We start from the raw sequence: 22,888 nt of genomic DNA, 5'->3' as shown, positions 1-22,888 counted from the left end.
CCCCGCCATCAATGAAAGCGTGGCTTACCGCGTTTCGCACTTCTTCAAAGCTCCCACCAAGCATAGCGCACGCCACTGCAGTAGAAGCGATCCTAACAAGCAGCACGTGGTCTAGCCCTACTTTGTTAAAGCAGTTTTCTAACGCCAATACACCTTGAATCTCGTGGGCTTTAATCATCGCACTTAGCACATCTTTGACTTTTAAAGGCTCTTTGCCTTCAGCAATATTTTTGCGGCTTAGATAGTCAGCTACTGCCCAAATCGCCCCTAGATTATCGCTTGGGTGTCCCCACTCTGCGGCTAGCCAAGTGTCATTAAAATCAAGCCACCTAACCATAGCTCCCACATTAAACGCCGCTCGCTCTGGCTCTAGCTGATAGCTAGTCCCCGGGATTTTCGCTCCTAAAGGGCGAAACTCCGCGCCCTCAACAACAGGTCCTAAAAGCTTGGTGCAAGCTGGAAAGTTTAATGCCAAAAGTCCGCAACCTATGGTATCCATAAGGCAGTATCTAGCCGTCTCGTATGCTAAAGGGGAGTTAATCTTATACTCCAACGCATAGCGTGCAATTTTTGTTAGCAGCTCATCAAATTCTGGTCGTTTGGTATCTAGTGTTCCCATATCGGCACTCATTGTATTCTCCTTGTAATTTAGGTGTAGTAAAATCCGCCCTTGTCTGTCCATTTGCAAGATTTAGGGATTTTTACAATAGTCATTACCACTCAAGGTAACTCCCATTGTAAAAACCCCTAAAAACTCACAAAGCAACAGAGCAATGGCTAGAATTTGTGTTTTTATAAAATTCTAGAATCTAGAATCTAGATTCACCGCCGCTGATTGCCAAGCTAAATATTTGCTCAAGTTGCCACTTGTATGGCAGGGCTACACGCCCCAAGCGTTAAAGATTTTGCGATGATTTTGTGGGTTGTCAAGGCGTGGGCGAAGGGATTTACCTTGAGTGGTAATGAGCAAGCCCACGCCGCAGACTCCCGCAAAAGCACGCAAAAGATTAACGCTTATCCATAGGGATAAACGCTTTGTTTTCTGGTCCTATATATTGCGAACTAGGTCTAATTAACTTATTATTCCCCCTTTGCTCAAAGATATGTGCCAGCCACCCTGCCGTGCGTGAAAAGATAAAAATCGGCGTGAAATACGGCGTGGGAATCCCCATAAAGTGATAGGCACTCGCACTATAAAAATCAAGATTTGGGAAAAGCTTCTTTTGCTCCCACATTACCTTTTCTATCGCTTCACTTATGGGGTATAGCCCCTTTGTGTCTTTCACATCTTCACTCAATTTTTTACTCCACGCCTTAATCACCACATTGCGTGGGTCTTTCTCCACATATACGCGATGTCCAAAGCCCATAATCTTATCTTTTCTAGCAAGTTTGTCTAAAATCCCCTGCGTTGCTTGCTCTGGTGTTTTAAACTCCTCTATCAAATCCATCGCCGCTTCATTCGCTCCGCCGTGCAGTGGTCCCCTTAACGCCCCAATCGCCCCCGTGATTCCCGCATACACATCAGACATTGTCGCAGTAATCACCCTTGCGGTAAATGTAGAGGCATTAAACTCGTGCTCTGCATACAGAATCAAACTTGCGTGCATAGCCTTTACCCATAGCTCTTTTGGCTCTTTTTGGTGCAGGGATTCTAGAAAATACCCAGCGATAGAATCTTGGCTAGATTCTGTGCTTATCTCCTTGCCGCTTGTGTGATAATGATGCCAGAAAGTCAGCACACTTGGGAAAATCCCTAAAAGCCTTGTGCCAATTCTCTGCTGATTTGGAAAAGATGCTTTAAATACATCATATTCTTCAGGCTCTAAGCAGCCAAGCGTAGAACACGCTGTCCGCATAATATCCATAGGGTGTGCGTCTTTTGGCAGAAGTTTTAGCACTTCTTTTAGCTCTTTTGGTAAGCTTCGTGCGGTAATCAATTCCTTTTTGAACGATTCTAGCTCCGCCTTATTTGGTAGCTTCTCTTTTAATAGCAAATATGCTACTTCCTCAAACTCACAATGCTCGGCTAAATCATAAATATCATAGCCCCTGTAATTTAGCCCGTGTCCTGTGCCACAAGTGCAGATAGCGGATTCTCCCGCGCTTATCCCTGCTAGTCCGCCGACTTTTTTTACTACTTTTTCTGTTGGTGCTGCCATTGTTGCTCCTTTCTATTAAAGTATCTTTTGTAGATTATTTTTTGCTTTTAAAAAGTGTGTCGAGCTTTTGCTCATACTCGTGGTAGCCAAGCATTTCATATAGCTCATCGCGTGTTTGCATAGAATCTATGCTATTTTTCTGTGAGCCATTGTTGATAATATCTCTAAACACCGCTAAAGCCGCCTTATTCATCGCCCTTGCTGCTGATAGGGGGTAAAGCACCATAGAGATTCCTACATTTGCTAGCTCATCACGCGTGAAATAAGGCGTTTTGCCAAATTCTGTGATATTTGCTAGAACTGGCACTTTTATGACTTCAGTAAATTGCCTATACTCTTCTAGTGTGTGGATTGCTTCAGCAAAGATCATATCCGCCCCTGCTTCTACATAGGCTAATGCTCTTTCAATCGCTGCGTTTTGCCCCTCACTTGCGTGGGCATCAGTCCTTGCCATTACCACAAAGCTAGAATCTAGCTTTGCGTCCATTGCCGCTTTTATCCTATCACACATCTCTTCTTTGCTGACAAGCTCTTTGTTTGGGCGGTGTCCGCAGCGTTTTTGCGCGACTTGGTCTTCTATGTGGCAGCCTGCTGCTCCACTTCGCGTTAAGTCTTTAATCGTCCTAGCGATATTAAACGCCCCACCCCAGCCCGTGTCCGCATCTACAAGCAAGGGCAAATCACTCACTGCTGTAATGCGACGCACATCAATGCAGACATCTTCTAATGAGCTAATGCCAAGATCAGGCACACCTAAGCTCATCGCCGCTAATGCACCGCCACTTAGATACAAAGCCTTTGCACCGCTTTTTTGTGCTTGTATAGCAGAGTAGGCGTTAATCACGCCTATGATTTGCAGCGGATTGTTCGCTGCGACTGCCTCGCGAAATTTTTCACCTTGAGTTTTTACAACCATGTTTGCTCCTTTCTATATGTTGGGTTGTCATCTGGTCGCTTGTGGCGATCCTCTGTAAATGCTTTGCCTCCTTTACAAGTGATTTAGGATACTATCTTGAGCGCTTTAGCGGATTTTGTTGCTCGCGCGCCAGATTTTCATCTCTTGGGCTTTTTGGATAAGCTCTTCACGGAAATCCGGGTGAGCGATAGAGATAATCGCCTCACATTTCTCCCAGGTGGAGAGACCTTTGAGATTGACTTTGCCATATTCTGTAACAAGATAATGCACATTGGCTCGCGTGGCTGTTACAATACTGCCGGTATGGAGCGTGGGGAGAATTCGCGATTTTAGTGTGCCATCTTTAGCTTTCATAGTTGAGGAGCAGCAGATAAAGCTTTTGCCATTTTTGGCTAGATATGCACCTAGCACAAAATCTAGCTGACCGCCAGCGCCGCTGATATGCCTTGTGCCAGAAGACTCGGAATTCACCTGCCCGAAGAGATCGACATCTACGGCATTATTGATAGAGACGAAATTATCAAGCGCGGAGATTGTGCGTATATCATTTGTATAATCCACAGGCGCGCTCATGCACTCTGGATTATTGTCTAAAAAATCATAGAGCCTCTTACTCCCCATGGCAAACGAATATGTCTGGCGACCTTTATTAAGCTGCTTATATTTACCACTCACCTTGCCAGCAAGCGTCATCTCCACAAACGCATCGACATAGACCTCTGTATGCACGCCAAGATCTTTGAGATCAGATTTTGCTATGAAGCTTCCCACAGCATTTGGCATACCACCAATCCCAAGCTGCAAACACGCCCCATCACCAATCTCTTCTACAATAAGCTTCGCCACGGCTTCATCTTCTGGGCTAATCTGCGCAGATGGGATTTCCACAAGCGCTGGATTCTCGCCCTCGACAACCATATCCACCTGTGTAATATGCACATCTGCACCAAACCCACCAAGACAGCGCGGGATATTTTTATTTACCTCGACGATGACAATATCCGCCTGCTCGATACAAGCTGCCAAATGCGAAGCGCTTGGACCAAAGTTAAAATACCCATGTTTATCCATAGGGGTAACTTGCAGCATGACGACATTTGGCTTAGGCGCAGTCTCTCTGTAATGTCGAGGAAGCTCAGAGTAGCGCATAGGGATATAAAATCCCAGCCCTTGATCAATGAGCTTGCGCCCAATCCCGCTAGCATGCCAAGTGTGCCATGAAGCATGTTTGCCCTCTGTATCGACTTTAAAAACTTCTGGCATTTGCACTAGCACTCCGCCACGCAGCTTGATATCTTGTAGCTGTGTGATTCGCTCACTAAGCGCTTTATCCAATGCCACAGGCGTAGTTACCGCCCAGCCATAATCCACCCAATCGCCAGATTTTACGATACTCACTGCTTTTTGCGCGGTGGTTAGCTTTTGGCTATATAACGCATATACATTCATAGTCGCTCCTTTAGATTCTGGTGGATTTGGGTTGCCTATCCAAGCTAGTTTTGCTTGATTTATAGCAATCCCATTTGCTACTACGGAATCCATTCTACATAAGTTATGGCTATTTTCTTTGCACAATTTTTGCTCTTTTTTTGTAGAATCTGCACATATTTTGCGATCTTGTATAAAAATTGTGCAAAGGCGAGTTATGGCATTGAGTATTTTAGATCGCTTGCTCATCATTTATGAGCGCAGTGGGCTAAGCGTAAGTAAATTCGCCCAAATCATCGGCAAGGATAGACGCACGCTCACTTCGTGGATTGATAAAAGTGTCGCCAAAGCACCGCCCCTAGAAGTGTGCCAAGCTATTTCTACATTTTTCCGCTACCCTGGCAGGATTTGGGAGCAAGATTGTGAAAAAGATGAGTTTCTCTCCCTGCTAAACGCCCTGCCACAAAGCGAGATAACAATCATAGACAAAGGTTATGAAGGGAGCTTAGAATACATCTTGGAGCGAGAATCCAAACGCCGCTTCGTCATTCACCCGCGCTTCCCTTCCCCAGCCTATCGCGATAAAATTGTTACCTTTCCCTACAAGTTTGGCAACTCTATCCACGCGCAAGCTTTGCGCATAAAACGCTATGAGCTAATGCTAGAGCACGGCTTTGAAAGTGTGGAATGGTATAGCATAGAATCCTTACTGCGCTTTGCTTTTTCCCCTATTGGCAATTTTTACACAAAAGCCCAGCGCATAAGCGTGCTTGAGCTAATGCTGGAGAGCTTAGAAGACAACTACAACAAAAGCTTATATCTCTTTGATTCATATAGCACCAAAATCTTTGGCGTTGATAGCACATATATTTCGCTTCAGCCACAAGAAAATTTGATGTTTGTGAAAATGCCCATAGATTCTATGATTTTAGAAATCACAAACAAAACGCTTGTGCATAGAATCCACAAGCACTTCACCTCGCCAAGCCACGCTCCAAAACATATCCCAAAAGACCATGCCTCACAGATTCTAAAACTCTGCCTTGAGTGTATTGCACAGCAAAAAGATATGCTACACTTTTGCGCAGTAATAGCGGACAAAACACCATATAGCCCACTCTTTATGAGCGCACTCTCTAAAGATTTGCACCATCATTTTGATAATACTACACTTTAATCCAAAGGAGTTCGTATGCTAACACTACGCAAGGCAAATGAGCGAGGGCATTTTAATCACGGCTGGCTTGATACCTATCATAGCTTTTCGTTTGCAGGGTATTATGATGAGAGATTTATGGGATTTAGTGCGTTGCGCGTCATCAATGAAGACAGAGTAGAGCCAAGCCAAGGCTTTGGGACGCATTCGCATAAGGATATGGAGATTTTGACTTATGTGCTAAGTGGGAGCATCGCGCATAAAGATAGTATGGGCAATGAAGAGCGTGTGCCAAGCGGGGAGTTTCAAATAATGAGTGCAGGCAGTGGTATCACGCATTCAGAGTTTAATCTTTTAGATGAGCCGTTGCATTTTTATCAAATATGGATTCAGCCAAATGAGCTAGGTATTACCCCACGATATGAGCAAAAAGCGTTCGACAAAAGTCAAAATAAAACGCTTATTCTCTCCCCAAACGCCGAGCAAGATTCTCTAAAAGTCTATCAAGATATGCGGTTATGGCTGTATAGGGATATTGCGAGTGAGACTTTTAGCTTTGAAAGTGGCAAAGAAAATAGTAGGAGGGCGTATATCCAAGTGGTGCGTGGCAAACTAGAGATAGAATCTAGCCAAACCAAGCCCTTTGTCATAGAAACAAGCGATGGCGTGATGTGCTGCGCAGAATCTAGCTTCACTCTCAAAGGTTTAGATTCTAGCAATGAAGTGTTGATATTTGATCTGCCCTAAAACGCAAACCACCGCGCAAGCAAACATTCCATAACAATCCTATCTCTTACACTAAAGGATTCTCATGCAAGCTAGTCAAAAACAGATTCTAGTCCCTCTAGCCGATGGATTTGAAGAAATCGAGTGCATTAGCATTATTGATATCCTGTGTCGCTGTGGGGTGGAGGTGCTGCTAGCAGGAGTTGCTGGGAAACGCGCATATACAGGCGCACATGGGATAGAAATCATCGCGCCAAAAAGCCTAGCCGACTTACACGCCAAAGAGCTTGAAGCTTGCGATGGAATCGCGCTTCCAGGTGGTGCGCAAGGCATGGAAAATCTCCGCGCTTGCACACAGCTCAAAAAACTACTGCGTGAGTTTAGCGCGCAGGGCAAGCTGCTAGCTGCGATTTGTGCTTCACCTATTGTGCTAGATACTGCTGGGGTGCTTAGCGGAGAGTTCGCCTGCTACCCAAGCTGCCATAGCGCATGTAGCACTGCCAGCAACAATGGCGCGCACTACAATCAGCACGCAAGTGTGGTCGTGCAACATCGCCAAATCACTGGTGCTGGTCCCGCGAGTGCGCCATTTTTCGCGCTAGAGATTGCACGCTATTTGCTACAAGATTCTGCGCAAAAGGATTCTAAAGCGGTGGATTCCATGATAGCAGCCATGGAAAAAGAGCTGCTCATCGACAAGCTCCACGCCACACCGACGATCGTGCGCCACTAGAGCCATGAAGCACACTTGCGCGCAAGAGTCCTGCCCACCGCACATTTCGCCCCCAGCAAGCCATGTGCAAAGCCTACGCTCACTGCGGCGCTCACTTTGGCATGCGCGCTGGAGAGTATTCAAGGCAAATACACGCGCGAGAATCTCGCTCTATATTTTCTGCTTCCTACTCGCGCTATCGCTTGGAGCAAACCTCATCGCCAACCACAAACCCCTGCTTATCTATCATCAAGGCACGCTATTTTTCCCCATACTCAATTCCTACCCAGAGAGCGCATTTGGCGGGGATTTCTTCACCGAGCCAGACTACAACGACCCCTATATGAAATCCCTGCTAGCAGATTCATTTGTCCTGCGCGCACCTATCCCGTATAGCTATGACACAATCGTGCTTGATCTGCACTCGCCTGCGCCTACACCGCCAGATTCCGCGCACTGGCTAGGCACAGATGATCAAGCTCGCGATGTCGCTGCACGCCTACTCTATGGCATGCGCGTGAGCATTGTGTTTGGGATTGTGCTTAGTGTGTGTAGTGTGGTGCTTGGGATTCTCATCGGCGGAGTGCAAGGGTATTATGGTGGATTTATCGATCTGCTAGGTCAGCGGGGTGTGGAGATTTATGCGAGTATCCCGCTACTCTTTCTCCTTATCATTCTTTCAAGCTTTATCAACCCAAGCTTTTGGTGGATTCTAGGGATTGTGCTAGCATTTAGCTGGATCACACTTAGCACAATTGTGCGCGCAGAGTTTCTCAAGGTGCGCAATGCCACCTATGTCAAAGCCGCCAAAGCACTTGGCATGAGCGACTGGCGCGTGATGTTTGCACACATACTGCCAAATGCTTGTATCGCCACAATCGCGTATGTGCCATTTCTTATGGTAGGCTCGATTAGCACGCTTATCACGCTAGATTTCCTTGGGTTTGGCATGCCGGTGGGGAGTGCGAGTCTAGGCGAGCTACTTGAGCAGGGTAAAAACAATCTCGCCTCCCCGCACCTTGCTATAAGCGGCTTTATCTCCATAGCACTCCTACTCTCCGCACTCTGCTTCATCGGCGAGGGCGTGCGTGATGCCCTAGTGCCAAAGTCCTTGCCATGACGCACGATGTGGATTTGGCGCTGGATTCTAGTATGGCATACTTGCCAGAATCTAAGCCGCCACAACCTAGCCTGCCGAAGTCCCCAAACGCGCAGCTCCCACTGCTGCGCGCGCAAGGTATTTGCGCGCACTTTGGGGAGTTCGCCCTAGAGAATGTGGGCTTGGAGGTTTTTGCGCGCGATCGCGTGGCAATCATCGGCGAGAGCGGGAGCGGGAAAAGCCTGCTTGCCAAGCTGCTGCTAGGGCTCATTGCGCCAGAATCCACCACAGGCAAAATCACGCTCGCTGGCACACAAATCTGCCTAGAAAATATGAAAGTAGATTCTAGGATTTGGCGAAACCTTCGTGCTAAGACAATCGCCTATATCCCGCAGTCTCCCAAGCTCGCGCTTAACCCCCTACACCCTGTGCAAAAGCAGCTTGAAGAAATGCTTCTTCTCCACGCACCACATCTCAAACGCCAAGCACGCAGAGAGAAAGTCGATGAGGCGCTGCGTAGCGTGGGGCTAGAGCCAGCGATCAAATCTCGCCTGCCCCACAGGCTAAGCGGCGGAGAAGCACAGCGAGTGTGCATTGCGATGATGAGTATGCTACGCCCGCAGATTCTCATCTGCGATGAGCCTACTACTGCACTAGATGCGCATATCCAGCGCCAGATTTTAGAGCTTTTAGACTCTTTTGCCGATGTGGCGATTATCTTTATCAGCCATGATTTGGCACTTGTGGAACGATTTGCCAAGCGCGTGTATGTCATGAAAGATGGTCGCATAGTCGATACACAGACCAATGCGATTTTTAAGCAGTTTGGGCAACAATCTGTGGGTGAGCCCGACACACTCCACCCCTATACCAAAATGCTACTAAATGCCCTAGATCTCCCCAAAGCCCAGCTAGAATCAAACGCCCACACACCAGCTATGAGCGTGCGAGACTTTAGCGTCTATCACACGCATAATGGGCTTTTCACCAAGCGCACTGCCGCGATTAGTGGCGTAGATTTTGCGCTTTGTGCTAAAAGCTCGCTGGGGATTATCGGCGCAAGCGGTAGCGGGAAATCCAGCCTAGCGCTTGGTATCCTAGGGCTAGAATCTAGTAGCGGAGAGCTACGCATAGCTAGCACCAATAACGACAGCAAAATCTACACAAGCAGCAAGCGCGACAGAGAGTTTATCCGCTGCGTGCAAATTGTTTTCCAAGACCCCTTGCTCGCGCTCAATCCACGCATGTGCGTGCTAGAGATTTTGCAAGAGGCACTACATGCAGCACATAGGGCAAAAACATCTCGCCACAATCCTGCCCCAACAAGCCCAAGCACTCAAATCTCACAGAATCCCACATGCCCAAACCTCGCGCAAGATATTATCGCGCTGCTAGAGAGTGTGGGGCTTGGGGCGCGGTTTCTCTACCGCTATACGCAAGATCTTAGTGGTGGGGAGGCGCAGCGAGTGTGTATCGCCAGGGCGCTTGCAAGTGGCGCGAAAATCCTGCTTCTCGATGAGCCAACCAGCGCTCTAGATAAAACCACACAAAAGGAAATTATCACCCTTTTGCAGCAGCTCCAGCATAAACACTCTCTTAGCTATGTGATGATTAGCCATGATTTAGATGTGATTAGGGCGATGTGTGCGGAGGTGCTGGTGGTGGATTCTGGGCGGGTGATCGAGCAAGGCAGACTTGAAAAAGTGTTTAATACGCCAAAGCATGACTATACCAAGCGCTTACTTGCCACAAAAAGATAGATGAGAAAATAACAAGAGCTAGGCAAGAACATACACAAGAGAAGTGTGCGGGATTTTGCGATAAATCACGCCCCCCAGCTTTTCACAACAGCCAAATCCCCCTACGCCCAAAACAGCCTACAAGCTTTTATATAGCCTTAGTGCCTCTTCTATCGCCTTGTCCATATCGTAGTATTGGTAAGCCCCCAAACGCCCGATGAAAAAGACATTTTTAAGCTTTTTGGCTTCTTTAGCGTAGGCTTCATAGGCGGCTTTGGCGGCTTGGGTGGGCAGGGGGTAGTATCGCTCATCGCCGAGTCGCCACTTTTTGGGGTATTCATAGGTGATGATGGTGTGAGGGGCTTTGGTATCTAGGAAGTATTTATGCTCGATTATGCGCGTGAAGTCGTAGTTTTTAGGGTAGTTGATGACAGAGCTGCTGCCAAAATACTCTCTCTCTAAACGCAGTGTCTTTAGCTCTAGGCTGCGGTAGGACAGCTCGCCAAATTTATAGCCAAAATACTCATCAATCGCCCCGCTATAAAACACTCTATCAAAGCTATCTATATCCACTCCGCTAGATTCTAGCTCGGCAAACTCTATGCCAAGCCGCACTTCTATGCGCTTGCTTGTAATCATCTTGGCAAACGCCGCGCTATATCCCTCTAATGGTATGCCTTGATATGGGTCGGCTGGGAAGTAGCGATCATCTTTAGCGATGATGATTGGCACGCGCTCAAACACGCTAGGGTCTAGCTCTTCAGGGTTGCACTGCCACTGCTTCAAAGTGTAGTGATAAAAGATATTTTCATAGATAAACTCTGCGATTGTCTCTAAATCTTTATGCTTCCTTAGCTCTAAAATACTCACCCTAGAGCCAAAGCCAAAGGTGCGTAATAAAGTGGATTCTAGCTCTTGTGCTTGAGAGTGGGGGAAAATGGCGTTCAAGGCGTTGAGATTGAAAGGGATTGGGATTAGCTGCCCTTGCACTAGCCCAAAGACCTTGTGCATATAGGGGTAGAAAAGAGCAAAGCGCGTGATATACTCCCACACTTCAGGGCTTTTGGTATGGAAAATATGCGCCCCATAGCTATGCACCAAAATCCCACCCCAATCCTTATCCGCACAATTCCCGCCGATGTGATCGCGCCTATCGATGAGTAGAACTTCTTCGCCCCTATCATTTGCTAGCCGCTCTGCTAGCACAAGTCCGCTAAGCCCTGCGCCGATGATGAGATTTCTCACATTTGCTCCTTGTTATCTAGCGCAGGCTTAATGGGGGCTTTATACAAACGCAGCCCAAAAAAGTAAAATCGCTTGTATTTTTCGTTTATCTCCCAGCCGATTAGGGGCTTTTTGTGCATAAAAAGGATCATCGGTGCTTCTAGGATTCTAGGCTGCGTTGTTTGGCGTTGATACTCAAGCCAGATGTTAAAGATCCGCTCGGCTAGGAAGCCATAGATTCTGGCTTGGTAAGAATCATAGCTGCTTATATCAATTTCTGCTTCAAGCGCAAAAAGCAGTGGAAACAGCCACTCACAATACGCGAAATACAACTCTTTACGCATTATAAACATATTGGCGATATGCCACCTAGGAGGCTTGGTGAAAAGCACTTTTTCTAGCGCGGCTTGCATTTCTGGGTGGCGAGATTTGATAAGCTCGATGATCCTGTCTAAATCCTTTGCGTAGTGGTATTTGGCGTAAATGTCATAGAGTGTCATATCACTAAAGTCTAGGTTATCTGTGCGATCGATATATCTCTGGGGCAGGATAATGTCATAGTGAGCTAGTAGCTCATCTACGCGCTCTTTTGCATATCCAAACGCACTTGCCCTCCATTTTTTCTTGGCATTGACTTGGGTAGGCTCTAGGCTTGGCGGAGCTTTTAAGGCTTGCTCGCTTAAATCTAAAATCCTGCGGTAGTGAAACAGCCCATAATAGCTAGAATCCACATTTTTCCACGCCCAATACATCGCCGTAAGCTCGCAGAAGTGGGGGTTTAGGTGGGAGATATTATCGCCGCTAGAATCTAGCAAAATCTGCTTTCCCCCCTCTAATCGCAAATTTTTAGGCAGTTTAGATTCTAGCTTCTCTTGCAGGGCTTTTGCTCCCTCTCCCATATTTGCCGCGCCGACGATAATGGGGCGCAGGATCTCGCTAGCGATGATGGGTGTAGAGAATTTATGGTAGCACACAAGGATTAGGGGTGTGGATTCTTGGGGCTTGGCTGGGCTATGGGCGCTCTCTAGCATAATATGTCCTTAAAGTATCGCGTGTATGGGAATTTGGGGGGAATTATAGCGCGTTTTTTTTTTTTTTGATACTGCCGCGCCGCAATTGGCGCGAAATAGGCACTCTTAAGGTAGAGTATAGAGCTTGCAGAGCAAGCAGGGCTATTTAGGATAGAGATTTAGGGAGTTAAGCTTAGGGTTTGGTCTGTTTGGATAGCTGGGGGGATAGGCTTGGCTTGCTCCCATTTGTTTGGGCAGTAGTCGCAGGCTTTATAGTAGTCTTGCGCATAGAATCGCACAATGTCTTCTCTAAAATTTTTAGAATCCACACGGACAAAATCCCCTTCAAACTCATCGATATTATGGAGCTTTGTCAATGCAGAAGCGATAGGGCAGACGCTTATGGTCGCCTGACTTGGCTTGTCTTTGTCGTGGCAGAGCAGGCTTACGCAAGGCATTTTACACGCGAGATAGTTTTTTCTAATATCTTCTTGGGAGCGGTTGCGCTTGTAGATTTTGCCTATATCTTTCCACACAGCTGCAGAATCACGCACAATATAATTGACCCCATAGGATTGTAAAGATTTTATGATGTCTTGCTGGTGCAAAGTTTTTGCAAGGGCTTGATTGGAGCTATAATCACTCATAGCTACACGCACTTTAGGGTGCTGTAAGCATTGTAGCAGCTCGTCTTTAAAAGGGATTGTAGCATTGGTAATTAGCTCTACTGCTTTGATTTTTGGCTCTTTTGTGAGATAGTTTATAAGCTGTGGCAGCTCTTTGAAAAGTAGCGGCTCTCCGCCTAAGATACTAAAAAGCGATATAGAATCCACCTGTGCTAGGAGTCTATCGAGATCGGGCTTGATATGGGCAAAATCCGTAGCAAACTGCTGCTCGCTAGAAAAATACTGCATTAAGTTTGCGCAAGACTCACAGCGAAGCGTGCATTTAGTCGTTAGGACAATCTCTATCTGTGGGACATCTACTTTCCCTAGTAAAAATCGCAGGCGATACCACGAAGTGCCAAATGTGCGGAGAATCTCACGCTTGAATCGCGCCAGCATAGATGGGCAGCTACTTTGCTCCCCCCCCCCCCCCGTTAGAATCCCGTAGCTTTTGGGCATAAAGCGCCATATTTTTATTATGGCGGATATAGCGGTCTTTGAAAAGTGGGTTGCGAAGTAGGTGGAATCTCATCATTGCTCCTTTCTGTAATAAAATATCACGCGACCAAAGCAGACAAAAAGTGCTTCTCTATCCTTTGGCTTAATGCGTAGGCGGAAATACCGCCTAAATCCACGCGCAGAATCCAAGTAACGCTTGAGGAAAAAATCTTTGCTATCTTTTGCTTGCATAAATTGCTGCATTTTTTTGTCTTGCTTAATGATTTCTTCTGGTATATCGAGTCCTGCTACACAAGATTGCACCCGATGGATATAATCTGTAACATTACCAGCATGATTATCAAAGCTATAAAGCAGCTTGAATGGCAAGCCATACAACAAAAGGCAGTTATATTGCTTATACCATTTATAAATTTCTACAAAAGTATCAATCGGCTCGAGCGGAATCTGGCGACTTTGTCGTATTTTGCCTGTTGCTGTGGTTGGGCTTTGACGATAGTGGTATGCGCTACCATAAATCAAGCTAATATCTGGCGCAAAACAAACATAACGATATAGAAATGATGAATCCTCTGCATTGCTTCGATTTAGTGGGAATCTTATGCCCCATTTCTCAATAATCTCTCGCCTAAAAAGTGTGCTCACACCATAAAAAGAAAGGTATTGGATTGTTTGTGGTGCGAGTGTAAAATCTAGCTGCTTTTTTGAAAAAAAATCTGCTTCAATTTGGGAAAACTCTTCCCCAAACAATAAAAAATTTGTTTGGATAGTTGTGCGAGCAGTTTTGCAAGCATGATCAAAAAGCTCTTTGATAAAGTCCCTATCGATATAGTCATCACTATCGATAAAGGACACATACTCGCCCTGCGCGTGTTCTAGCCCAAGATTACGCGCGGCACTCTGCCCTGCATTTGCTTGGGTAAAAAGGTGGATTCTAGGGTCTTTGTCTGCATAGGCTTTGGCGATCGCTCCACTAGAATCCGTGCTGCCATCGTTGATAAGCAGAATTTCTAGGTTCTCATAGCTCTGTGCTAGCACAGAGTCTAGGCACTGCGGGAGATAGGATTCTACATTGTAGATAGGGATTATCACAGAGACTAGGGGGCTAGCGTTTGCCATAGCACACCCCAAGCAAAATACCAAGCAAGATAAAAGTCGCTAGATTCTCTTCTCGCCACAGCATAATGTCAAAGTTAAACATAAACATCAGCGCACCGACAAAGCACCCCAAGCTTAGAATGATTATGCTTGCTGTCGTGCTTGTAGAGCATATAAGAGCCTTTTGTGTTTGCGCGAGAAAATATATAAAAAATAGCGAGATAGCCACTAGCCCTATGATACTTGTCTCACAAAGGAAAGAAATCCACTGATGATGAATGTGAGACATAGGAGATCGCACGCCATTGATAGGTAAGTAGCGATAAGGCAGGAGCTTTTCCTCATAATTTGCACTAAGATTTTTCATAAGCTCACTAAGCGAGCCAAATCCGTGAGGGATAAAGGGGTTAAGCGAAGCGATTGTTAGCCCACTTTTCATAGCAGCAATTCTTGAAAGCGAGCTTTCTTCATAGCGGATATGCTTAGAATTTTCATCTTCTTGTTTGGAATACACCGAGCAATCTAAGTATGTATAACAATCTGGGCTAAATCGCCCCATTTCTGCGGGATAGTAGCTCCACACGATACGGAAATTATCAATCATATTTTTTACATTAAAGCGCGGATTGAGCTTATCGCTAAAGAAATATGCCCCAAAGCTAGCGATACACACCAACAAGCCCACACTTAGCAGGATTTTAGCTTTATGCTTATAGGAAAGCAGAATAAAAGGTAATAGCAAGCAAAAGCAACAAGTAAGGACTAAAAATCGGCTGCCATTTGCCAAAGAGCTAAAAAATATCACCACAAGCGCGATGAAAGCTAATATCCTGCCTAAGCCTCTAGCATATACCACGAAAGCAAGTGTGATACAAAACCCTAAAGCAAGCCAAAAGGCATAAAGCGTGGCATGCGGCGTGTGAAAAAGGTGGCTCATCGCACGATAATAGCCCATAATGGCAAAGCCATTTTCTTTAAATTGCGCAGAAGCAAAAAAATCCCATAGTGTAGCAATGGGGTGGTAGCTTAGTGCTAGGCAAAGCCCTATAAGCAGCAGTCTTAACCCCCTTTCATCAAGCCTTGTGGTGAGCAAAAAGCCAAGCACAAGAAACACGCTAGGCTCTAGCAGATACTGCCGAATCGCCTGCAAAGTCGCCCTAGAATCCACCGCCCAAAAGAGCGAGATATACGCCATAACAACCACCACAAGCAAGCACACAAGCGCGAACCATATCTTACGCACATCGCACGCAAGCTCCCTATACTCGCGCCAAAATCCAAGCGCAAGCACCCCAAGCGCGATAAAGAGCAAATTGACAGGGAGCTTGATAGAAATAACAGAGTAAGAAAAAGGCAAAATCGCAATACTAGTGATTACAAGTGCTAGGCTTATATACAGCGCGGTGGTCTTAAACGCGCTAGATTCTAGGGGCTTGATGGGCACAAATGCTCCTTGTTTGATTCTTGTTTGATAGCGTATAGATTGCGATTCTAGGTAGCTGCTAAAATCGCGCATTCTACACTTTTTAAGGTAAAACTACTATAATTTGCGCTTTATTTTAGGCTTGTGTGGGCTGCGGTTTGCGGCAGCTGTGTTAAGGAGTGTGTGTGCTGTATTATCTCTACTCGTATTTTGATATAAATATTTTCAAATACCTTACTTTCCGCGCAGGGGTGAGCTTTTTTGTCGCGTTTGTGTTGTGCGCGTGGTGTATGCCATTTTTTATCCTATGGGCTAAGGCACGCAAGGCAAATCAGCCTATCTCCAGCTATGTCCCAGCACATCAAGGCAAAACGAACACCCCCACAATGGGCGGGAGCGTGTTTATCATCTCTGCGACTATCGCCGCGCTTTTGTGTATCCAGCTTAGCAATCTCTTTGCCGTGCTAGGCGTGGTAACGATGGTAGTTTTTGGGCTTATTGGTGCGCGTGATGACTATATGAAAATCGCTAGAAAATCCAATGCCGGTATGAGTGCTAGGGCAAAAATGCTGCTACTGCTGCTAGCAGCATTTGGGATTAGTCTTGGGCTGCATTACGGGGCGCATTTAAGCGGTGATTTTTATCTCCCTTTTATGAAAAAGCCCCTTTTTTCCCTTAGTGCGTATCCTGCGCTTATGATTGCCTTTTGGATTCTCGTCTTTCTAGCGACAACAAACGCAGTCAATATCACCGATGGGCTTGATGGCTTGGCGTGTGTGCCTTCTATCTTCGCGCTTGGCACACTATGCGTGTTTGTGTATCTTGCTGGGAATGTGGAGTTTGGGCGGTATCTCTTCTTGCCCGTGGTGAATGCTGGGGAGCTTATGATCGTGGGCGTGGCGATGATAGGCGCGCTGCTAGGCTTCCTGTGGTATAACTGCCACCCTGCCCAAGTCTTTATGGGCGATAGTGGGAGCTTAAGCATTGGCGGCTTTATGGCGTATATGGCGATTGTGTCAAATAATGAAGTGCTGCTGCTACTCATTGGGCTAATTTTTGTGATTGAGACGCTCTCTGTGATGCTGCAAATTGGCAGCTACAAAATGCGCAAAAAGCGCGTGTTTCTTATGGCACCTATCCACCACCACTTCGAGCAAAAGGGCTGGGCGGAGAACAAAATCATCGTGCGCTTTTGGATTATCGCGCTGCTCTCAAACCTAATCGCGCTCCTAAGCCTGAAAGTGCGCTAGGAGCGAGTATGCTAGAGCCACTGCCTAAAGAGCTTCAAGCCGCTGCCATCGCTCACGCCCTAGAATCTAGCTCGCCCACTAGCCGCCCTTCTATTAGTATTTTGGGCTATGGCGTTACGACCAAGCCGATTGTGGCGTTTTTGAACGCATTGGGGAAGGCTTGCGCGATTTATGATGATAAGCCAGAGGGGAAAGGGCTGGAGATGAAAAATGCGGATTCTAGCGGTGGGGGCGATGTGGAGAATATCTTGCTAGATTCTAGGGAGTTTTGCGCAGAATCTAGTGCGCTAGAGATTCTAAGCCCGGGGATTCCGCCAGATCATAGGTATTTTGGGGGGGCGAGGAATGCGATAAGTGAATACGACTTCATCTGGTCGTTGTGTGGAGATTTAGCTTCTTTGGTGGATTCGGCTTTGCGCGATAAATCTTTGATTGCATCGCGCGCGCGGCGGTTACATACCTCAAGTATGCGCCCTTGCACGCGCTCGCAAAGCAAAGATTTCTCATCGCAAATCCTAGAATCCTGTGCCAAGATTGATAAACAAACAAGCATAACTCCTAGAATCCTAGAAGAAGAAAATCAAGCTTCTCTGTCATTGCGAGCTTTGGCGCAAGACAAAGCGTGGCAATCCACAAACCACACCAAAGAATCCACTTTTGAGCAAAACGCACAACAATCGCAAAAAGTGGATTCTAGCACCACCGCAACTCTAAGCGAATCCGCACAGGATTCTAGGATTTTTACCCAAAACGCCAAAAATCTAAGCGAGCCGCAGAACGCAGAGGCTGAAAATGTGTTTTCTCAAAACGCAACTAGGCGGCAGGATTTTGGAGATAAAAATGGGGCTTTGCAAGGCGAGTCAAAGGCGCGCACTTGGGCGTGCGTAACTGCAGACTCGCCGCAGCAATCGCCATTTTTAGCCCAAAACAAGCGAAGCGCAGTTTCTTTAGAAAAGCCAACGCCCCAAAAAAGCCCCAGCGATTCTAAGATTTTGGAGCTAGAATCGGGGCTTTTCAAGCCGCGCAAGGAGATAAGACTTGGAGGTCTATCGACGCAGTGCGGCGATGAAATCCACGATTCTAGCCCAAAAGCTGAATCGCCCCACACACAAATATGGGTAAGTGGAACTAATGGCAAGACTACCACCACCCAAATGCTAGAATCCATCCTCTCCCCCTTTGGCGCACGCGCTGGGGGTAACATCGGCACACCGCTTATCACACTCTATGAGCAAAACGCGCCCTTGTGGATCCTAGAGACTAGCTCCTTTGCCCTGCACTACACAAGGACCGCCACGCCTAGTATCTACGCGCTTTTGCCCCTAAGCCCTGATCACATCAGCTGGCACAATGGCTTTGAAAACTATGTATGCGATAAGCTCTCTCCGCTGGCGCGAATGGGGGTTGATAGCGTGGCGATTGTGCCTAGTGCTTTGCGCGATCATCGCTTGTGTAAGGAGTTTGCAGGGGAGATGATTTACTATGCGGATTCTAGCGATTTGCGTGCGTATTTGCTTAAAAATGGGCTAGGAGATGAAAAAGCCCTAGATTCTCTGCCCTTTTTTGAGCCATTTTTGCTTGATGCGTATATCGCGCTTTGCTGCGCGTTTGCTTTGTCGCGCCAATGTCCCCATATCACTACTGCTACTTTTCTCCCCACGCTTGCTAGCTTCACAATCGGCGCACATCGTATGGAGGAGTTTTATGTCCGCGCGTTTGGGGCGGAATGGCTCTTTGTCGATGACTCCAAAGGCACAAATACTGATGCGACTTTACAGGCGATTACGCGCTATAAGGATCGCACATTGTTTTTGATCCTAGGGGGTGATGATAAAGGGGCGGATTGCAGTGAGATTTTCACGCTGCTAGCAGGGCTTAAGCGCGTGGAGATCTTCACTATCGGTAGCAATGAGCCAAAGCTCCTAGATCTCGCCGCACGCCATAGTGTCAGAGCGCATAAATGCGGCACGCTGGATTGCGCTATGGAAAAGATTTGGGCGATAATCGCAGGATTTATGGATTGCCACGCAACCGCTAACGCGCTTGCTCGCAATGACGGAAAAAACGCGATTGGTGAAAAAGTGGATTCTAGTAATGCTCAAAATCTAAGCGAGCCGCAGAACGCAGAGGCTGAAAGTGTGTTTTCTAGCCAAGCAACTAGGCGGCAGGATTGTAAAAACCTAGAATCCACTTTTAAACACGCCCAAAATGGATCGCCACGCGGTGCAAGCACCGCTCGCAATGACGAAAAAAACGCGATTGGTGAAAAAGTGGATTCTAGTAATGAAGCCCAAACTCTAGCCAACTCCGCACAGGATTCTAGGAGTTTAAAGAGCAAAGACTCAAATGTGTTTTCTCAAAACGCCCCAATTCTCAACACGCCGCAAGCACGAGCAAACCTAGATTCTAGTAAAAACCCGAGCGATTCTAAGATTTTAGATGAAAAATGTGGGTTGCAAGGAAAATCACAAGGGAGTTACCTTAGCGGTAATGACCGCAGGGATTTTTCGCCGCTCCCGCATTTTTCGCTAAAAGCTGAATCGCCACAAGCGCAAAAGCCAACGCCCAAGCCAAGCCAAGACTTCGTCTGCCTCCTCTCCCCTGCCGCCGCCAGCCTCGATCAATTCTCCTCCTACAAAGAGCGCGGAGAGCGGTTTAAGTCCCTAGCACGCAGCCTTGCCCCAAGCACCACAATAAAGGATTCTAATGAGCTATGATCCCAAATCCATAGAGCAGCGCATTTATCGCATTTGTAAAGAGCGTGGGTATTTTGAAATAGAGGGCAACGCCAATATCGCTAAGAGCGATAAAACTTTTGCCCTAATGATGCCCCCACCCAATGTAACAGGCGTGCTACACATAGGGCACGCGCTTACTTTCACGCTGCAAGACATCATCACGCGATTTAAGCGGATGGATGGCTTTGCCACACTCTATCAGCCCGGACTCGATCACGCAGGCATTGCCACGCAAAATGTCGTAGAAAAGCAGCTTTTAGCGCAAGGACTAAGCAAGGAGACACTTGGGCGAGAGGAGTTTATCAAGCGCGTATGGCAGTGGAAGGAAGAATCCGGGGGCAAGATAGTTGAGCAAATGCAAGCCCTAGGCATTAGCCCAGCGTGGTCGCGCCTGCGCTTTACGATGGACTCTGGGCTGCAAAATGCCGTGAGAGAAGCCTTTGTGGCGTGGTATGAAAGGGGGCTAATTTATCAGGGGGATTATATGGTGAATTGGTGTGTCAAAGATGGCGCGCTCTCAGACATTGAAGTGGAGTATAAGGAGCAAGAGACGCATTTATACCACCTGCGCTATCCTGTGGTGGATTCTAATGAAGTGCTGATTGTGGCTACCACGCGCCCGGAGACATTTTTGGGCGATAGCGCGGTGATGATAAATCCACAAGATACGCGCTATACACATTTGCTTGGCAAGTGCGTGCGGCTGCCTTTGGTAGGCAGAGAGGTCCCCATAATCGCCGATAACGCAGTGGATATGGAGTTTGGCACAGGGGTGGTGAAAGTAACGCCCGCGCACGATATAAACGACTATGCCGTAGGCAAGGCACACGCGCTAGAATCCATTGTCATCTTTGATGAAAAAGGCGTGCTAAATGACTACGCGCTGGGCTTTGCTGGGCGAGATAGGTTAGAAGCTAGGGCGGATATTGTGGAGGCACTGCAGCAAGCAGGCGCGGTGGAGAAAATACAGCCTTATAGCAATCAAGTGGGCGTGTGCTATCGCTGTGGGAATGTGATAGAGCCTTATGTTTCTAGGCAGTGGTTTATTGGTGAGGGGATAGCCGCAAGCACGATAGAAAAAGTTAATTTACAAAAAAGGGATTCAGCTTTGGGGGATCGCGTTGGCTTTTTGGCTAAAAATGGCGATTGCGGCGGCGAGCCTGCGGTCATTACCGCTCAAGGTAACTCCCTTGACTTGCCTTGCAAAGCCCCATTTTTAGCTCAAAAATCCTGCCGCGCGGATACTGCCCCAGAATCCACAAAAAGCGCGGCAAAGCCAACGCCAAACGAGGATTCTAGCACCGCCACAACTCTAGCCAACTCCGCACAGGATTCTAGGATTTTTACCCAAAACGCCCCAATTCTCAACACGCCGCAAGCACGAGCAAACCTAGATTCTAGTAAAAGCCCAAGCGATTCTAAGATTTTGGAGCTAGAATCGGGGCTTTTCGAGCCGCGCAAGGAGATAAGACTTGGGGGTCTATCGACGCAGTGCGGCGATGAAATCCACGATTCTAGCCCAAAAGCTGAATCGCCCCACGCTCAAGCGCGTTTCCACCCGCCGCAGTGGTTGAATAATTTTAATGCTTGGATGCGCGACCTCCGCCCTTGGTGCATCTCACGCCAGCTATGGTGGGGGCATAGGATTCCGGTGTGGTATTGCCAAAATAGCGCGTGTGGGCATATATTTGCTAGCAAAAACGAGCGTGAATCCATCTGCCCCAAATGCCACTCTAGCGTGCTGCAAGACCCTGATGTGCTAGATACTTGGTTTAGCTCGGGGCTGTGGGCGTTTAGCACGCTTGGCTGGGGGAATGGCGGCGCGTGTAAGGAGCAGTATAACGCCACTGATCTTGCGCGCTTTTATCCAAACTCTTTGCTTATCACAGGCTTTGATATTCTCTTTTTCTGGGTGGCTAGAATGCTCTTTAGCGGGGAGAGTCTGCTAGGGGAGCTGCCCTTTAGAGATGTGTATTTGCACGCGCTTGTGCGTGATGAATTTGGGCAAAAGATGAGTAAATCTAGGGGCAATGTCATCGATCCTTTAGCGATGATAGAGGAGTTTGGGGCGGATTCCCTGCGCTTTGCCCTAGCATATTCCTGCGCACAGGGGCGAGATGTGCGCCTAGCTAAATCCCAGCTAGAGCTTGCCAAAAATTTTGCTAATAAACTCTATAACGCCGCGCAGTTTCTCCTACTCTATGCCAAGCAACAAGACGAGCATTTCAGCGGCTTTACAGAGCGCACAGGGCTAAACGCCTACCACACGCCGCTTGGTCGCTACGCCAAATCGCGCCTAAATAGCGCGACAAAAGATCTTAAAGCCGCGCTAGAATCCTACCGCTTTAATGATGGCGCGAGTGTGGCGTATCGCTTTTTGTGGGGGGAGTTTTGTGATTGGTGCATTGAGCTAGCAAAGGCGCAAAAGGAGTCCATTGCCGAGCTTGGAAGCGTGATGATAGAAGCGATGAAGCTGCTGCACCCATATATGCCATTTCTCACAGAATCGCTCTACCACACCTTGCGCGGCAGCGAGCTAGAATCCAGCGAGTCGATAATGATTACGCGCTACCCTAGCGAAGTGTCCCAAGATAGCGCGATAGAGCAGGATTACGCATATATCAAAGATGCTATTGTGTCCTTGCGCCGTGCGAAAGCCCTAATCGATCTAGCAAACAAGCCCATTGAGCTTGCCTATATCGCCACAGATATACCGCTAAATCCTGCCGCATTGCAGGCGATTTGCAAGCTTGCTAAAGTAGGCGCGATTGAATGCGTGGATACAAAGGCGCGAAATGGGCTAGATAAAGACTGCGTGGCAGATATTGGATCGCTAGTCAAAAGCTATCTACCATTGCAAGGCATTGACCTAGCTCCCATCATCACGCGCCTAAACAACCAGAATCTAAAACTTGAAAAAGAAATCACCAAGCTCCAAGCCCTAGAATCTAATGAGAAATTTAAAGCCAACGCGCCAAAAGAAGTCCTAGAGTCCAACGCCACCGCACTTGCAGAAGCCAAGGCAAAGCAAGCAGAGGTGCTAGCACAATTAGCCATATTTGCGCAAAAATAGCGGAGAAGCG

General features: G+C 47.3%; 18 protein-coding genes and 1 pseudogene. 9 read left to right on the top strand and 10 right to left on the bottom strand.

Features of this window, described 5'->3' with window-relative positions; genetic code table 11:
- Positions 1 to 631 (bottom strand): MmgE/PrpD family protein (locus Q0171_RS01955; protein WP_299326090.1); only part of this gene is annotated, 631 nt, incomplete at its 3' end.
- Between the two features lie 240 nt (positions 632 to 871).
- Between Q0171_RS01955 and Q0171_RS01950 the strand changes: the two genes are divergently transcribed.
- Entirely contained in the window at positions 872 to 1,024 is a 153-nt protein-coding gene (locus Q0171_RS01950; RefSeq protein WP_299326088.1) for a hypothetical protein, read from the top strand.
- Here Q0171_RS01950 and prpC read toward each other — a convergent pair.
- The 3 genes from prpC to Q0171_RS01935 form a co-directional block, all read right to left on the bottom strand.
- Positions 1,008 to 2,162, bottom strand: coding sequence for a 2-methylcitrate synthase (gene prpC, locus Q0171_RS01945; RefSeq protein WP_299326086.1), 1,155 nt, complete (start codon positions 2,160 to 2,162; stop codon positions 1,008 to 1,010). The genes Q0171_RS01950 and prpC overlap by 17 nt on opposite strands.
- A 34-nt stretch (positions 2,163 to 2,196) precedes the next feature.
- Positions 2,197 to 3,078, bottom strand: a complete 882-nt coding sequence (gene prpB / locus Q0171_RS01940) for a methylisocitrate lyase (protein ID WP_299326084.1) — start codon at positions 3,076 to 3,078, stop codon at positions 2,197 to 2,199.
- A gap of 105 nt (positions 3,079 to 3,183) precedes the next feature.
- Entirely contained in the window at positions 3,184 to 4,527 is a 1,344-nt protein-coding gene (locus tag Q0171_RS01935) for a butyryl-CoA:acetate CoA-transferase (protein WP_299326082.1), read from the bottom strand.
- 196 nt (positions 4,528 to 4,723) lie between these two features.
- Here Q0171_RS01935 and Q0171_RS01930 point away from each other — a divergent pair, with 196 nt between their 5' ends.
- The 5 genes from Q0171_RS01930 to Q0171_RS01910 all read left to right on the top strand — a co-directional run bounded on the left by Q0171_RS01930 (position 4,724) and on the right by Q0171_RS01910 (position 9,959).
- Complete coding sequence (locus Q0171_RS01930; protein ID WP_299326080.1) at positions 4,724 to 5,683, top strand: hypothetical protein; 960 nt, start codon at positions 4,724 to 4,726, stop codon at positions 5,681 to 5,683.
- A gap of 15 nt (positions 5,684 to 5,698) precedes the next feature.
- Positions 5,699 to 6,409, top strand: coding sequence for a pirin family protein (locus Q0171_RS01925; protein ID WP_299326079.1), 711 nt, complete (start codon positions 5,699 to 5,701; stop codon positions 6,407 to 6,409).
- Between the two features lie 64 nt (positions 6,410 to 6,473).
- Complete coding sequence (locus Q0171_RS01920; protein WP_299326078.1) at positions 6,474 to 7,121, top strand: DJ-1 family glyoxalase III; 648 nt, start codon at positions 6,474 to 6,476, stop codon at positions 7,119 to 7,121.
- 4 nt (positions 7,122 to 7,125) lie between these two features.
- Positions 7,126 to 8,220 carry an ABC transporter permease gene (locus tag Q0171_RS01915; RefSeq protein WP_299326077.1) on the top strand — a complete coding sequence of 365 codons (1,095 nt, stop codon included), beginning with the start codon at positions 7,126 to 7,128 and terminating at the stop codon, positions 8,218 to 8,220.
- Positions 8,217 to 9,959: an ABC transporter ATP-binding protein gene (locus Q0171_RS01910; protein WP_299326076.1), complete on the top strand. Its 1,743-nt coding sequence runs from the start codon at positions 8,217 to 8,219 to the stop codon at positions 9,957 to 9,959. The genes Q0171_RS01915 and Q0171_RS01910 overlap by 4 nt, the downstream gene beginning before the upstream one ends.
- Positions 9,960 to 10,076: 117 nt before the next feature.
- Here Q0171_RS01910 and glf read toward each other — a convergent pair whose 3' ends face one another.
- The 6 genes from glf to Q0171_RS01880 form a co-directional block, all read right to left on the bottom strand.
- Positions 10,077 to 11,183, bottom strand: a complete 1,107-nt coding sequence (gene glf / locus Q0171_RS01905; RefSeq protein ID WP_299326074.1) for a UDP-galactopyranose mutase — start codon at positions 11,181 to 11,183, stop codon at positions 10,077 to 10,079.
- Complete coding sequence (locus Q0171_RS01900) at positions 11,180 to 12,193, bottom strand: DUF4422 domain-containing protein (protein ID WP_299326072.1); 1,014 nt, start codon at positions 12,191 to 12,193, stop codon at positions 11,180 to 11,182. Before Q0171_RS01900 ends, glf begins: the two co-directional genes overlap by 4 nt.
- Before the next feature lie 158 nt (positions 12,194 to 12,351).
- Positions 12,352 to 13,296, bottom strand: a complete 945-nt coding sequence (locus tag Q0171_RS01895; RefSeq protein ID WP_299326070.1) for a radical SAM protein — start codon at positions 13,294 to 13,296, stop codon at positions 12,352 to 12,354.
- Positions 13,247 to 13,369, bottom strand: a complete 123-nt coding sequence (locus tag Q0171_RS01890; protein ID WP_299326068.1) for a hypothetical protein — start codon at positions 13,367 to 13,369, stop codon at positions 13,247 to 13,249. The genes Q0171_RS01895 and Q0171_RS01890 overlap by 50 nt, the downstream gene beginning before the upstream one ends.
- Complete coding sequence (locus tag Q0171_RS01885; protein ID WP_299326066.1) at positions 13,369 to 14,415, bottom strand: glycosyltransferase family 2 protein; 1,047 nt, start codon at positions 14,413 to 14,415, stop codon at positions 13,369 to 13,371. The genes Q0171_RS01890 and Q0171_RS01885 overlap by 1 nt, the downstream gene beginning before the upstream one ends.
- On the bottom strand, positions 14,402 to 15,910 hold the full coding sequence (locus tag Q0171_RS01880; protein ID WP_299326065.1) for an O-antigen ligase family protein: 1,509 nt from the start codon (positions 15,908 to 15,910) through the stop codon (positions 14,402 to 14,404). Before Q0171_RS01880 ends, Q0171_RS01885 begins: the two co-directional genes overlap by 14 nt.
- Positions 15,911 to 16,002: 92 nt before the next feature.
- On the opposite strand from Q0171_RS01880, the gene mraY reads away from it, so the two are divergent.
- The 3 genes and pseudogenes from mraY (at position 16,003) to Q0171_RS01865 (ending at position 22,878) form a co-directional block, all read left to right on the top strand.
- Positions 16,003 to 17,067, top strand: coding sequence for a phospho-N-acetylmuramoyl-pentapeptide-transferase (gene mraY / locus Q0171_RS01875; RefSeq protein WP_299326063.1), 1,065 nt, complete (start codon positions 16,003 to 16,005; stop codon positions 17,065 to 17,067).
- 8 nt (positions 17,068 to 17,075) lie between these two features.
- Positions 17,076 to 18,485: pseudogene (locus Q0171_RS01870) on the top strand (Mur ligase family protein); the annotation flags it as partial.
- A 1,288-nt stretch (positions 18,486 to 19,773) separates the two neighbouring features.
- Positions 19,774 to 22,878 carry a valine--tRNA ligase gene (locus Q0171_RS01865; protein WP_299326061.1) on the top strand — a complete coding sequence of 1,035 codons (3,105 nt, stop codon included), beginning with the start codon at positions 19,774 to 19,776 and terminating at the stop codon, positions 22,876 to 22,878.
- Positions 22,879 to 22,888: the final 10 nt, after the last annotated feature.

The organism is uncultured Helicobacter sp. (assembly GCF_937906905.1).
GTDB lineage: Bacteria > Campylobacterota > Campylobacteria > Campylobacterales > Helicobacteraceae > Helicobacter_B.
The sequence above is the reverse complement of the archived record's forward strand: the minus strand, read 5'-3'. Positions and strand labels throughout refer to the sequence as shown.